The following is a 13,832-nucleotide window of genomic DNA, read 5'->3' as shown; positions in this document are numbered from 1 at the left end:
CCTGGTGGGGCTTGTCGAAGCGTCTACCGACAGTGAAGTCGGTGTCTGCTGTCGAGCACGGACGCACGTGGTGCGCGGTGACGTCGGGCTGCCTGAGCAACGGCTTTCGCTCCTGGTGCCAGGGCGACCTGGGCGGAATTCGACTCCGAGGCCGCATAGGCGGACTCGTGGATGGGGCCGAAAGCGGAGGAACGAATCCACGTCTGCGCAACAGAGCCTGCGGCGGCGGCATGAGTGCCGAGGGGGGCAACTCCGAAAGGTGCCGTGCCGAGGACAGGGCTGAACGCGACGGTTGCGTGGGCAACGGCGGCGTGGAATGTGGTGATCATTTTCTTCAGCTCCTGTTCTGGTCTCGTAGGCGGATTGGACAGTGCGCGATCTCCCGCGGCACGTGAAACAGACTAAGCCCCCCGCCGATATCTGCACAAGTTATTTTCTACCTGCGGTTTCACGGAAATTTCCATACCTCCGCTTCAGGTATCCGAGGTCCGCACCACGGTGAGGACTTCTTCGCCGAACCGCTCCAGTTTCTTGGCTCCGATTCCCGGAATCGCCACCAGCCCACGCTCGTCCTGCGGTTGCTGTTCCGCGATGGCCGTCAGCGTGTTGTCGCTGAACACCACGTACGCGGGCACTTTCAGTTCGCGGGACTTGTCCAATCGCCACGACTTCAGTGCATCGAGCAGGGCGATGTCGACGTTCGACGGACAGCTCTCGCACCGACCGAGCATGGTCGCGGACGTGCCGATCAACGGCTTGCCGCACAACCGGCACTTGGGACCGGACTTCTTGGCAGCAGGCGCTGCGATACGCGAGGCAGGTGAGTCCTCGGGAATCAGACCGTTGAGAAACCTCGACCGGCGCCGCGATTTGCGTCCGCCCTCGTTGCGGGCGAGTGCCCAGGACAGATGCAGGTGAACTCGAGCGCGCGTGACACCGACGTAGAGCAGCCTGCGTTCCTCCTCGACGGCCGCCTCGTTGTTGGCACTGGGGTCGTTACCGATCGCGTGTGAGATCGGCAGAGTGCCGTCGGCGAGACCGACGATGAACACAGCGTCCCACTCGAGTCCCTTCGCCGCGTGCAGCGAGGCGAGAGTGACGCCCTGGACCGTCGGAGGATGCCGCGCCTCGGCCCGTGCGGCGAGCTCCCCCAACAATTTCTCCAGGGTCAGGTCCGGCTCGTGGACCAGCAGTTCTTCGGTGAGCTGCACCAGACCGCCGAGCGATGCCCACTTCTCGCGGGCCTGTGCACCCGTCGGCTCGGTTGCCGTCAGGCCGAGCGGGGCCAGCACCGCTCGCACCAGAGCCGGCAGTCCCTCGCCCGCCTGCGCGCCGTCGGGCAGATCGTCGCGACCGCCTGCCTGCCGCAACGCGTTGACTCCCTGCCGCACCTCGGGTCTGGTGAAGAACCCCTCACCGCCGCGCACCTGATAGGGGATCTTCAGCTCGGTCAACGCCTGCTCGTGTGCCTCCGACTGTGCGTTGATGCGGTACAGAATCGCGATCTCGGCCGGCTCGACTCCCTTCGAGATCAACCTCTTGATCGCACGCGCCACACCGTCGGCTTCCGCAGGCTCGTCGTCGTATTCGAAGAACTCGGGCTCGGGTCCTGGCTCGCGCTGACCGATCAATTGCAATCGGGTGCCGGCGATGCGACCGCGAGCGGCTCCGATGACGCGGTTCGCCAGCGACACCACCTCGGGCGTCGAACGGTAGTCGCGCTCGAGCCGAACCACGGTGGCCTCGGGGTACTTCCGTGAGAAGTCGAGAAGATACCGCGGAGATGCGCCGGTGAAGGAATAGATGGTCTGGTTCGCGTCGCCGACGACGGTGAGATCGTCACGCTCGCCCACCCAGGCGTCGAGTACCCGTTGCTGCAACGGCGTCACGTCCTGATACTCGTCGACGACGAAGCAGCGGTACCGCTCGCGGAACTCGTCGGCCACCGACGAATGTTCTTCCAGCGCAGCGGCCGTGTGCAGCAGAAGGTCGTCGAAATCGAGCAACATCCCGTCGCCGCCGCGGGACTTGAGCTCCTCGTAGCCGGCGTACACGGCGGCGACCTTGGTCGCGTCCATCGGAACGTCACGGCGATTGCTCGACGCGATGCGCGGATAGTCCTCGGGTGCGATCAACGATCCCTTGGCCCATTCGATCTCTCCCGCAAGATCTCGGATGGCGTCCGTCGACGTCGACACCCCGGCGCGGTTCGCCGCCTGCGAGACGACGGTGAACTTGCGATCGAGAAGCTGCCATCCGGTGTCGCCGACCACCTGCGGCCAGAAGTACTTGAGCTGGCGCATGGCCGCGGCGTGAAACGTACGAGCCTGCACCGGAGGACCGTCTCCCCCGACACCGAGCTCGCGCAGGCGGCCACGCATCTCGCCGGCCGCGCGCGCGGTGAACGTCACCGCCAGCACCTGCCCCGAGGACACGTGCCCGGCAGAGACGAGGTGGGCGATGCGTCGGGTGATCGTGCGGGTCTTTCCCGTGCCCGCACCGGCCAGAACGCAGACCGGGCCGCGAGGAGCCAGTACCGCCGCGGATTGCTCCGGATCGAGTCCGGCGGTCATCGCGTCGTCAGCCATGAGGTCCATTGTGTCAGTGCGTACCGACACTTCCACCCGGGGCCGAACCGGGCGGCGAACGGCCGACGCAGGTGTCGGCCGGAACAATCGCGTCGGCGCTCCTGTTGACTGTCGGTGTGACCACTACCGAGAACACCCCGCAGACCCCGGCCGCGCTGACCGTCTACTCCACCACGTGGTGCGGTTACTGCCGCAGGCTCAAGACCCAGCTCGACGAGGCCGGAATCGAGTACGCCGAGATCGACATCGAGCAGAACCCGGAGTCCGCTGACTTCGTCGGCAGCGTCAACAACGGAAATCACGTGGTGCCGACGGTGCTGTTCGCCGACGGATCGACCGCGACGAACCCGAGCCTGGCCCAGGTGAAGCAGGCGCTGTCGCTCTGATCGAGCGTCAGGTCGTCGCCGCCCACGCCTCCAGCATTCCGCGCGCAATGGAGATCGAGCCCGGGAGCAGCAACCGGGATGTCGAATCCGATCCCCAATCGCCGAGTTCGAGCGCGGCGACGACCTCCGATCGATCGAACCAGTGCGCCTCGGCGATCTCGCCGTCCTGAAAGTGCAGCGGTTGCTCCGGGTCGGCGACGGCGGAGAACCCGATCATCACCGAACGCGGAAACGGCCAGGGCTGACTCCCCAGATACTCGATATCGGAGACGTCCAGGCCCACTTCTTCTCTGATCTCCCGTGTCACACAGGTTTCCAGCGACTCACCGGCCTCGACGAAACCCGCCAGCACCGAGAACCGACGCTCGGGCCACGCAGGTGCTCGCGCCAGCAGCACTCGATCGCCACCGTCGTGAACCAGACAGATCACCGCCGGATCGGTACGCGGGAACTCCTCGTGACCGGTGGACGTGCTCGTCCGCGACCACCCCGCGCTCGACGGAACGGACGGCGCACCGTCGAGTGAGCTGAACTGCGCGCTCGCATGCCAATTGAGGATCGCCAGGGCACCGGTCACCATCGACAACGCGTCGCTGTCCAATCGATCACCGTCGGTACGCACATCGCCGACCGTGCCTGCCACGACCTCCACCCGGCGGGCCCACAGATGTCGATCGCCGTGAATTCCGAGAAAGACCGCATCGGCCGTCGGCTCGGCAGCAACGTCTGCGGCAGGGCCGAGCACCAGGCCGTTCTCGTCCACCGGGAATCTGCCTCTGCCGTCCACGTCCAGGATGCGAGCAGTCCGCCAACCCGCTGCCAACGCTGCGGTGTCTCGGCGCAGTTCTTCTGCCCTGTTCAGTGGCGATCGGGACAGTCGAGGTGGGTGGGCGAGTTGGAAGTTCGGCACGCGCACGACCCTACTTGGCCGAGGCTAGTCACCCACGCGACGGATGTAGAGCAATCGATCGGATGCCTCGATCGCGTCGACCTCCGGAGTGCCGACTCGGAACAGTTTGCCGCCCCGCACCACTCCGAGAACGATGTCGCTGAGGTGCCGCGGAGAACCGCCCACCTCGTCACGCTCGACTTCGCGCTCCGCGATCGCGAAGCCCGCCTCCGGGGTCAACAGATCTTCGATCATCTCCACCACGGACGGAGTCGACGTGGCGATCCCGAGCAGACGGCCCGCGGTCTCCGAGGACACAACCACCGAATCGGCACCGGACTGACGCAGCAGGTGCGTGTTCTCCGCTTCCCTGATGGCCGCGACGATCTTGGCCTTCGGAGCGATCTCGCGGGCGGTCAGAGTCACCAGCACAGCGGTGTCGTCTCGATTGGTCGCCACGATGATGGCCGACGCGTGCTGGGCACCGGTGAGTCTGAGCACGTCGGACTTCGTCGCCGAACCGTGGACAGTGACCAAGCCCATCGCCGATGCGGCGTCGAGAACCGTCTGATCGGTGTCGACGACGACGATGTCGGACGCCGACACGCCATCTCCTAGCATCGCGTCCACTGCGGTACGGCCCTTGGTGCCGAAACCGATGACCACGGTGTGATTGCGCACGCTGCGTCTCCATCGCTGAATTTTGAATGCCTGCCGGGACCGCTCGGTGAGAACCGACAGCGTGGTACCGACCAACAGAATGAGGAAAAGGACCCGAAGGGGTGTGATGACCAAGATGTTGACCAGTCGCGCCGACGGACTCATCGGTGCGATGTCACCGTATCCCGTCGTGGACAACGACACCGTCGCGTAGTAGAACGCGTCCAGGAAGGACAATTCACCGTTCTGGTTGTCGCTGTAGCCGTCCCGATCGAGGTACACGACGAATGCCGCCAGGAAGAGGATCGACAGCGCCATCAGCACCCGCTTGTAGATCGCGCTCCACGGACTGGATTCGAGTTCCGGTACCCGGAGCACGCCGACGAGGGCGAAGTCGGGCTTGTCGGTCAGCGCGCCGCTGTCACTCAGGCGCGCTCGCAACCTACCTGCCACGTCGCCCGCCGAGGTACTCACCGAAGTCGAGATCATTCACGGCACGCAGCGTAACCCCATGCCAGGCGTCTGTGCCGACGACGCTGGGTGTGGCACGGTATGGATATGACACAGAGATCGAGTCAGGCAGCCGCACTGCGTCTCGCGGGACTGCTCGCCGGAGCCGGAATTCTCCACTTCGTCACCCCCAAGTTCTTCGATGCCCAGGTACCGGCTGCATTGCCGGGTTCGGCGCGGACCTACACGCAGGTCTCGGGCGTCGCCGAACTCGCCGTGGCTGCGACGCTGGCCGCACCGCGGACCCGTCGACTGGGCGGTGCACTCGCGGCCGCCCTGTTCGTCGTCGTGTTCCCCGCCAACATCAACCTGGCATGGAAGTACGTGCAGAGCCCGAAGAGCTCGCCGGCTCTCAAAGCAGCGATGATCGCCCGTCTGCCGCTGCAGATTCCACTGGTCACCGAGGCTCTGAAGGCTCGTCGGAACGCACCGTAGCCCCCGGCCGCTCGGACCCGGCCGGGCCCTCCAGCAGCTGGGCCAATTCTGTTGCGTCCGGCAGGTTCTCGGGCGAAATGGTGTGACCGCTGCGCACGTAGTGGAACGCTGCGCGCACTCGGTCGAGCGGTACCGGTTCGGTGCGCCCGATCGACATCAGCTCGGCCCACGCCAGCCGGTAGGCCGCAAGCTGCATCGCTACCGCCCGCTGTTCCGACGCCGTCGGCTCTGCGCCCGTCTTCCAGTCGACGACGGTCCAGCCGCCGTCCGGGTCCGCGAACACTGCGTCGATGCGTCCTCGCAGTACCGTTCCCGCCACGGAGGTCTCGAACGGCACCTCCACTTCGACGGGGCTGCGGAGCGACCACTCCGATTCGAGAAACGCCTGCTGGAGGGTTTCGAGGTCCACGTCGGCCGAGGCCCCGGTGTCGGCCGAGCCCGGCAGTTCGTCGAGGTCGAGCAGTCGGGTCGCGCCGAACCTCCGTTCGATCCAGGCGTGAAACGCAGTTCCTCTGCGCGCCAACGGGTTCGGCGGGAACGGCAGCGGCCTCCGCAGGCGTGACGCCAACGCATCGGGGTCCGCCGCGAGGTCGACCAGCTGCGTCACCGACAGGTTGCCGGGAAGAGCCACGTCGACTCCTGCGACCGATCTCGCGGCCCGCTCGGCCAGCAGAGTATGGACGTCCGCGGCCCAGTTCTCGGGGTCCTCCGGGGTTCGATCCTGAACCCCGTCGCACTCGTCGCTCGGTGTGGCCGAGATATCTGCCAGCGCGCGCAGCACTTCCTGCGCGCCGCTCTCGATCGCACCTCGTCTGGGACCGAGTGGATCGCGTGGCCAGGACGCGGTGTGCGGCACGGCCCCGAGTGGGTTCGACGCCCCGTCCTCCGGGGCCGGTGCCCACTGCTCGATCACCGCAATGTCGGCGAATTGCTCTATGTGCGTGTGCAACTCGTCGAGAAATTCCGATGGCCCACGCGGCTTCGTGGTGGTCTCGTCCCAATGATGCGCGGATACCAGCAGCACCCGTTCGGTTCGGGTGAGTGCCACGTAGAACAGTCGGCGATCCTCGGCGAGTCGACGCCTCGCCAACGCATCCTTGTGGCCCTTGACAGCGTCCTCGAGGTCCTTGCGATTGTGGAGCCGGTCGAGTTCGAGGACCGGAACCCCTTCCGAGCCTTCGCCGTCGAGCGCGCGGTCACCGCGCAACGACGGCGGCAGTTCGGCCATCGCCCCGAGCCAGGTCGAGGATGCGTTCGAGGAGGGGAACACCCCCTTCGCCACGTGCGGGACCGCCACCACCTCCCATTCGAGGCCTTTCGCGGAATGGACGGTGAGCACCTGCACGCGATGGGGGGCGACGTCGACCTCACCGGGGGCGAGGCCGTCCTCGACTGTCTCCGCGGCGGCGAGGAACGACAGGAACCCGGTGACCGTGGCGGTCGGATTGTCGGCGTAATCGGCTACCACATGGGCGAATTCGTCGAGATGTTCACGACCGACCGCGCCGTCGGTGCTGATCGGCGTGCGGGCCTGAGCTTCGACACCGATGCCCATGATCCGTTCGATGTCGCCGACCAATTCCGTCAGCGGCTGACCGATTCGGTCGCGCAGCAGGTGCAGCTCGCCCGCCAGGGCGACGATCCGGCGGTGCCCCACCTCCGAGTACCGCTCGGCCGGACCGGGATCGGCTATCGCGTCGGCCAGACCGGCCTGCTCCGACTGCTCGCCGGGCAGGGCGCTACCGAGCGCCGCATCGAGTGCCTGCGGGTCGTCGACGCGGCCCGCAGTATCGTATCCGCCACGGATCTCGAGTTCTCGGGCGCGCTGCGAGAGTGCCCGCAGATCGGTCGGCCCGATCTGCCACCGAGAGCCGGTGAGGATGCGCATCGCCGAGCTACCGGCAGTGGGGTCTGCTACCAGCCGCAGCATCGCGATGGTGTCGGCCACCTCGGGAACGTGCAGCAATCCACCGAGCCCGACGACCTCCACCGGCAACCCGCGGCTGCGCAGCACCTCCGCGATCGGCTCGGCGTCGGCGTTGCGGCGCACCAGAACCGCGGCGGTGGGCGGTGTGCGATCCTGTTCGAGGGCAGCGCGGTACTCCCCCGCGATCCGGTCGGCGATCCACTCTCGTTCGCCCAGAACGGTATCGGTGACGGCCAGTCGAACATCGCCGGGAACCGCACCCGGGCGGGCCCGCAGAGTCGGCACCGGCACGCCGACGCGGCGCAGTGGGTCGGTGATCAGGTTGGCGAGCGTCAATGCCTCGGGCGGATTTCGCCAGCTGGTGAGCAACTCGAGCCGAGGTGCGGGGCTTCCGTCGGCCTTCGGAAAATCGGTGGCGAACCGAGGCAGATTTGCTGCCGATGCGCCGCGCCACCCGTAGATCGACTGCATCGGGTCGCCGACGGCGGTCAGGGCCAACTGCGGGTCGCTGCCGGAACCGAACAGAGACGACAGCAGGACGCGCTGAGCATGCCCGGTGTCCTGGTACTCGTCGAGCAACACGAGCCGGAAGCGTTGCCGTTCGGCGATTCCCACCTCGGCATGCTCGGCAGCGACCCGCGCCGCCATAGACATCTGCGAGCCGAAATCCAGTGCGCCCTCGCGCCGCAGAGTCTGCGCCAGCCGTTCCACCAACGGCAACAACCCGATTCGTTGATGCTGCGCGTCGAGGATGTTCAGCAACTCCTTGGTGGGGCCACCGCGTTGTCGCGGCCCCGGCCCGAGCGTGTGCACCAATTTCTCCAGCTCCACGTGCGCGTGGCGCAGATCCTCGGGATCGACCAGATGCTCGGCCAACTGACCGGAGAGCGCGAGTACCGCCTCGGTCACCGACGTGGGGTTGCGGTCGGTGTCCAGATCGCCGTCCCAGGTACTGACGACACGGTGGGCCAGCTGCCACAGTTCGGTTTCCGAGAGCAGTGTCGCGGACGGTTCGATCGGCAACAGCAAGCCGTGCTCGGTGAGCAATCGGCCTGCATAGGAGTGGTAGGTGCTCACTTCCGGCTCGGCACCGAGGATTCGCTCGCGCAGTGCCAGACTGGGATCGAGTGCGCGCATCAGATCGGATCCGGCCAGCCGCGCCAGCCGAGCTCTGATCCGAGAGGTCAACTGCTGTGCGGCTTTTCGCGTGAAGGTCAGACCCAGAACCTGGTCCGGATCGACGAAACCATTGGCCACCATCCACACCACGCGGGCAGCCATGGTCTCGGTCTTGCCCGCACCTGCCCCCGCGACGACGAGCGTCGAGCCGGGCGGCGCTGCGATCACGGCGGCTTGTTCGTCGGTCGGTGGATGCTTCTGCCCGAGTGCCCGGGCGAGCTCGACCGGCGACACCCGCACCGAACCTGCCCGTGTCTTCGTCGATGTCGTCACTGCTCGGTCACCTGCCTACCCGTCTCGTGTGCCGGGCAACTGGACTTGACCGGGCAGTGCCTGCAGCCGTCGTTGATCCGCGCCTCGAACGTAGGTCCCTGCGTTGCCGATGCGGCCTGGTGCACGGTGTCTCGCCACTCCTCGAGTTTCTCCGGTGTCGGCACTTCCTGGACACGCTGCGTGGCCCCGTCCTTGTTGTGGGGCTTGGCGACGAACACCAGCCGCGCTCCGCCGGGTTCGCCCGCAGGCTCGCCCTCGATGGCACCGGCTGCCGCGGCGACCTGGTAGGTGGCCAGCTGATGGTGGTTGCGGGCATCCTCCTTGGACATCACGGTCTTGGCCGTCTTGACGTCGATGATCACCGGCCGACCGTCCGGATCGTGCTCGAGTCGGTCGATGCGGCCGCGCAAAGCCACCGCCGGCTCGTCCTCCGACCGAGCGTCGAGTATGCCGTCGACGCGCACTTCGACTCCGGCCTCGGTGAGCTCGCCTCGACTGCCCTGCAGCCAGGTCTCGAATGTCTCGAGCATCGCGCCGGTCCGGTCGAGCTCGTGCCGTGAGTACCACTGCGATCCGAGATCCACTGCATCCCATGCTGTTTCGAGAGCGCGACGGAGTTGCTCCGGTGGTATTCGACCGGCCACCGCCTGGACGAGAGTGTGCACGAGCGTGCCGGTGACCGCATGAGTGTTGGTGCCGTCGTTGCCGCCGTGACGTTCGAGCATCCACCGCAGCGGACACGTGGTGAGTTGTTCCACAGTCGACGGCGACAGCGGCACCGGACCGTCGCCGAGCTGCCACAGCGGCGCGTCGGTGCTGGGCCCTGCCACCCCGAACCACTCGTCGGGATGCGCGCCTCGGACGCCGGCGTCGGCGAGAGTGGCCAGATGCCGGGCCGCTCGGGCTCGCTTGTCCGGATCCTGCTCGGCGACAACCGGATCGCACACCACACTACGGAGTTCGGCCACCAGCATGGGCAGCGCCAACACTCGGTGCGCAGTCTCCGGCCCGGGAAGCCCGGGTGCGAGATCCGACTCCCCTACGCCGTCGATGCCGCGTAGTTCGTCCACGAATCGCGATCGGACCAGATCGGCATCTCCGGTACTGGAATCGACGGCTGTGACGAGCAAGGTCGATCGAGCGCGACTGCACGCCACCAGAAACAGCGTGCGCTCCTCGGCCAACAACGGTGCCGACTTCGACAGTCGCCCGTCGAGCGCCGCAGCGGCATCGACCTTGCCGGACGCGAGGTCGACCAGGGTGTCGGTGCCCAGGAGGCTGCCGCGTGACCGCAGACCCGGCCACAGCCCTTCCTGCACCCCGGCAACCGCGACGAGCTCCCATTCCCGACCCGCGGCAGAATGCGCACTCAGTAGCGTCACCGCGTCGGCCCGAACCGTGGGGCGGTGTGAGTTCAGAGTGGGAATCTCCTGCTGGGCGATGTAATCGAGGAACCCACCGATCTGAGCCCGGGGCAACCTGTCGACGTATGCTGCCGCCGCGTCGAACAGCGCCACCACCGCATCGAGGTCGCGGTCGGCCTGAGTACCTGCCGAACCACCCCAGGCGGACGCGGTGGACCAACGGCGCTCGAGCCCCGAAGCCTGCCACGCGGCCCACAACACGTCCTCGACACCGCGGCCCGTGCGGGCGAGCGCCCGCGCTTTCCGGATCACACCGAGGGCTCTGCGCAACGGGGCGGACTCCACATCCGAGAGTCCGCCGGTCCACCCGGCGCTCCCCCGAGCGTCGTCGGTGAGTACGACTCTGAGCAGCTCGGCCGAGTCGCGCTCGCCGCCCGATGCGAGCTCGAGCCTGCGCACGCCCCGGCGCAATCGCCGCAGACCCACCGGGTCGGCTCCGCCGATCGGCCCGGAGAGCAACGCGAGTGCATCTTCACCGTCGAAGCTCGGATCGGAGATCGCCCGCAGTACCAGCAGGAGACCCACGGCCCCGTGCTGGCGGTGCAGCGGTAGCTCCGAGGTCGGGGTGATCATCGGGACCCCTGCGCCGTGCAGAGCCCGACGCAACGGTGCGAGGGTGCGCGGCACGGACCGCACCACGATCGCCATCTCGGACCACGGCATGCCGTCGATCAGGTGGGCACGACGCATGGCGTCGGCGATGATTGCCGCCTCCTTCGCGGGCGAGGACACGACGTGCACTCGTGCTGCCGGTTCACCGAAGCGGGCGGTGCCCACCGGTTCGGGACAGCGGTGCCGACCGAGCCCGGGCAGCCGTCCGGCGACGATGTCGGTCAGCTCCGCGACCTCGGGCACGGACCGGTGATTGCGAGTGAGCATCACGCGACGCGGCGAGTCCACCTCGACCAGGTCGGCCACGAAGGTGGGGTCGGCACCCCGGAAGGTGAACACGGATTGATCGGGATCCCCGGCGACGACGGTGGATTCTGTCTCGGTGCCGATCAGCCGAACCAGCTGTGCCGCTTGCGGATCGAGGTGCTGCGCGTCGTCGACGACGAGGTGCCGGATGCGGGCGCGTTCGCTGCGCAACAGTTCGGGATCGGTGGCGAACGCCATGAGCGCGGCACCGATCAGCTCGGCGGCGTCCAGACCCGGTGCGGTGGCTCCGGCCGCTTCCACTCCGACGGCACCGCGCAACAACATGGCCTGCTCGTATCCGGCAGCGAACCTCCCGACGGCAACCCACTCGGGTCTGCCGTGCTTGCGACCGAGTTTGACGAGGTCTTCCGGACCGACCCCGCGTTCGGCGGACCTGAGCATCATGTCTCGCACCGCAGTGACGAAGCCCGCGGTGCCCAGCGCCGGACGTAGCCGCTCCGGCCAGTCGCCTGCCCCGTCCTCGAGATCGCCGCGCAGCATCTCGCGCACCACGGCGTCCTGCTCGGCACCGGTCAGCAATCGCGGTGGCGGATTGCCGTACAGCGAGGCCTGCAGCCGCAGCACCGCGAAGGCGTAGGAGTGCACCGTGCGCACCAACGGTTCACGAGTTGCCCGCAGTGCGTGATCGCCGCTGAAGAGACCCGAGGTGATGACCTCGCGCACCGCGGTTGCCGCCCGTTTGGACTGCGTGAGCACCAGAACCGACTCCGGATCGCCGGTGACGATGCGCGAGACCGCGTAGTCGGCCACGAGCGAGGTCTTACCCGTGCCGGGACCACCCAGGATCTGCCACGGATTCCATCGGGGAGCGCCTTTCGCGGCCTCTGCTGCCGAGTCGGGTGTCGACGACAGCAGCCGAGCTGCCGGGCCGGTCCACTCACGTGCCGGGCGAGCCACCTTGGGTGCACGGACGAGAGTGACCGTCGCGCCGTGTCTGCCGTCCGAGCTCATGACACAGATGCAATCACGGACCACCGACAGACCGGGCCACGGCAGTCGTCGATACCCGTCGAACCGGAGTCGCGGCCGTGCATACGGCATAGTGGTCGACGTGCCCGAGTTGAATCTGCATACGTTCGGACCCGCAGACGGTCCCGAAATCCTCGCCGTCCACGGTGTCACCGGACACGGTGCCCGGTGGTGGGATCTCGCCGAGAACCACCTACCCGAGGCCAGGATTCTGGCACCCGACCTCATCGGTCACGGGCATTCTCCGTCCACACCGCCCTGGGACATCGACGCTCAGGTCACCGCTCTGAAATCCGTGCTCGACGCCCATGCGCGTGGACCGGTGGTGGTCCTCGGCCACTCGTACGGCGGCGCGCTGGCCGTGCACCTCGCGCAGAGGTTCCCCGAAGCGGTACGCGCCCTGGTGCTGCTCGACCCCGCGATCGCGTTGCCGCCGGAGGAGCTGCTCGACGTGGCCGAGGCCACCGCGAAGTCCCCCGAATACACCGACGCCGACGAGGCGCGCTCGGAGAAGATCCACGGGGCGTGGGCGGATGTACCGACCGAATTACTCGACCGCGAGGTTGCCGATCACCTGGTCCCCGCCCACGGCGGAAAGGTCGCGTGGCGAATGTCGATTCCGGCGATCGTCGCGACGTGGGGCGAGCTCGCTCGGCCGATCGTGGTTCCCGCCGAGAGCATCCCGACCATCGTGGTGCGGGCTATGCGCGTCCAACCCCCCTATGTCACGGAAGAATTCCTCTCGGCGCTGCGAGATCGACTGGGCGAGAACCTGCGTACCGTCGAACTCGACTGCGATCACATGGTCGGCCAGGCCAAGCCGGTCGAGGTCGCCGAACTGGTGCGATCCCTGCTGTAGATGGCCCCGATCACCGAAGCCCAGGTCGAGAGAGTTCGCGCGTTGGTCGCGTCGATCCCCCCGGGGTTCGTTGCCACCTACGGCGACATCGCGGCCGCCGCAGACCTGTCGAGCCCTCGCATCGTCGGATGGATCATGCGCACCGATTCTGCCGACCTGCCCTGGCATCGAGTCCTCGGCGCGAGTGGAAAGCCAGCCCCGCACCTGGCCTCGCGACAGCTCGAGACTCTGCGCAGCGAAGGCGTGCCGATTCACGACGGGCGCGTGCCACTGACCTCGATTCGATTCGACTTCGGGGCGCTCCCACCGCCACCTGCACCGACCACTAATCTCGGAGAATGAACATCAGGGACGCATTCGAGCAGTTCGATCCACGCCCCACGGCGAAGTTCGCACTGTCGAAGGCGAGCAGCTTCGTCGCCTCCGCTGGTCTCGTCGTCGACGAGGTCTCGGGCACCAGAGTGGCAGGCCACATCGATTTGACGGACGAGCACTTCACGCCGTGGGGCGTCGTCCACGGCGGCGTCTACACCACCGCCGTCGAGAGCGCCGCCAGCATCGGTGCCAGCGAGGCGGTCAAGGAACGCGGTGAGTTCGCAGTCGGCGTCCACAATGGCACCGACTTTCTGCGCGCCAGCAAGGGTGGCCGCGTCGACGTTGTCGCAGAACCGTTGCAGCAGGGCCGCGTTCAGCAACTGTGGCTGGTCACGATCACCGCCTCCGACAGCGGCAAGACCATCGCACGTGGGCAAGTGCGCCTGCAGAACGTGCCGCTGCCGACATGACAGAGCTCG

Annotated in this window: 11 protein-coding genes; 5 read left to right on the top strand and 6 right to left on the bottom strand. The window is 67.3% G+C overall.

Features of this window, described 5'->3' with window-relative positions; genetic code table 11:
- Positions 1–23 precede the first annotated feature (23 nt).
- Positions 24–329 carry a hypothetical protein gene (locus R4P57_RS02665; RefSeq protein ID WP_317801352.1) on the bottom strand — a complete coding sequence of 102 codons (306 nt, stop codon included), beginning with the start codon at positions 327–329 and terminating at the stop codon, positions 24–26.
- Positions 330–473: 144 nt separating this feature from the next.
- On the bottom strand, positions 474–2,588 hold the full coding sequence (locus tag R4P57_RS02660; RefSeq protein WP_411742271.1) for an ATP-dependent DNA helicase UvrD2: 2,115 nt from the start codon (positions 2,586–2,588) through the stop codon (positions 474–476).
- Positions 2,589–2,704: 116 nt separating this feature from the next.
- On the opposite strand from R4P57_RS02660, the gene R4P57_RS02655 reads away from it, so the two are divergent.
- Complete coding sequence (locus R4P57_RS02655; RefSeq protein WP_317801350.1) at positions 2,705–2,974, top strand: mycoredoxin; 270 nt, start codon at positions 2,705–2,707, stop codon at positions 2,972–2,974.
- A 7-nt stretch (positions 2,975–2,981) separates the two neighbouring features.
- On the opposite strand, the gene nudC is transcribed toward R4P57_RS02655, so the two are convergent.
- Together nudC and R4P57_RS02645 are read right to left on the bottom strand one after the other, a co-directional pair.
- Positions 2,982–3,884, bottom strand: a complete 903-nt coding sequence (gene nudC / locus R4P57_RS02650; protein WP_317801349.1) for an NAD(+) diphosphatase — start codon at positions 3,882–3,884, stop codon at positions 2,982–2,984.
- A gap of 24 nt (positions 3,885–3,908) precedes the next feature.
- Complete coding sequence (locus R4P57_RS02645) at positions 3,909–4,976, bottom strand: potassium channel family protein (protein WP_317801675.1); 1,068 nt, start codon at positions 4,974–4,976, stop codon at positions 3,909–3,911.
- A 105-nt stretch (positions 4,977–5,081) separates the two neighbouring features.
- Between R4P57_RS02645 and R4P57_RS02640 the strand changes: the two genes are divergently transcribed.
- Positions 5,082–5,468, top strand: a complete 387-nt coding sequence (locus tag R4P57_RS02640) for a hypothetical protein (RefSeq protein ID WP_317801348.1) — start codon at positions 5,082–5,084, stop codon at positions 5,466–5,468.
- Here the strand turns inward: R4P57_RS02640 and R4P57_RS02635 are convergent.
- Complete coding sequence (locus R4P57_RS02635) at positions 5,431–8,847, bottom strand: ATP-dependent helicase (RefSeq protein ID WP_317801347.1); 3,417 nt, start codon at positions 8,845–8,847, stop codon at positions 5,431–5,433. The genes R4P57_RS02640 and R4P57_RS02635 overlap by 38 nt on opposite strands.
- Complete coding sequence (locus R4P57_RS02630; RefSeq protein WP_317801346.1) at positions 8,844–12,161, bottom strand: ATP-dependent DNA helicase; 3,318 nt, start codon at positions 12,159–12,161, stop codon at positions 8,844–8,846. Before R4P57_RS02630 ends, R4P57_RS02635 begins: the two co-directional genes overlap by 4 nt.
- Positions 12,162–12,261: 100 nt before the next feature.
- On the opposite strand from R4P57_RS02630, the gene R4P57_RS02625 reads away from it, so the two are divergent.
- From R4P57_RS02625 to R4P57_RS02615, 3 genes are read left to right on the top strand one after another with little or no spacing between them, the layout of a single operon-like run.
- Positions 12,262–13,038, top strand: a complete 777-nt coding sequence (locus R4P57_RS02625) for an alpha/beta hydrolase (RefSeq protein ID WP_317801345.1) — start codon at positions 12,262–12,264, stop codon at positions 13,036–13,038.
- Positions 13,039–13,380: an MGMT family protein gene (locus R4P57_RS02620; protein WP_317801344.1), complete on the top strand. Its 342-nt coding sequence runs from the start codon at positions 13,039–13,041 to the stop codon at positions 13,378–13,380.
- Positions 13,377–13,823: a PaaI family thioesterase gene (locus R4P57_RS02615; protein ID WP_317801343.1), complete on the top strand. Its 447-nt coding sequence runs from the start codon at positions 13,377–13,379 to the stop codon at positions 13,821–13,823. The genes R4P57_RS02620 and R4P57_RS02615 overlap by 4 nt, the downstream gene beginning before the upstream one ends.
- Positions 13,824–13,832 lie beyond the last annotated feature (9 nt).

The organism is Rhodococcus sp. IEGM 1330 (genome assembly GCF_033142445.1).
Lineage (GTDB): Bacteria > Actinomycetota > Actinomycetes > Mycobacteriales > Mycobacteriaceae > Rhodococcoides.
This window is presented reverse-complemented; position numbering and strand designations above follow the sequence as displayed.

Excerpts from the sequence above, each read along its gene's own strand:
- R4P57_RS02665 (WP_317801352.1), bottom strand. The coding sequence starts at position 329 with ATGATCACCACATTCCACGCCGCCGTTGCCCACGCAACCGTCGCGTTC.
- R4P57_RS02660 (WP_411742271.1), bottom strand. The coding sequence starts at position 2,588 with ATGGCTGACGACGCGATGACCGCCGGACTCGATCCGGAGCAATCCGCG.
- R4P57_RS02640 (WP_317801348.1), top strand. The coding sequence starts at position 5,082 with ATGACACAGAGATCGAGTCAGGCAGCCGCACTGCGTCTCGCGGGACTG.
- R4P57_RS02630 (WP_317801346.1), bottom strand. The coding sequence starts at position 12,161 with ATGAGCTCGGACGGCAGACACGGCGCGACGGTCACTCTCGTCCGTGCA.
- R4P57_RS02620 (WP_317801344.1), top strand. The coding sequence starts at position 13,039 with ATGGCCCCGATCACCGAAGCCCAGGTCGAGAGAGTTCGCGCGTTGGTC.
- R4P57_RS02615 (WP_317801343.1), top strand. The coding sequence starts at position 13,377 with ATGAACATCAGGGACGCATTCGAGCAGTTCGATCCACGCCCCACGGCG.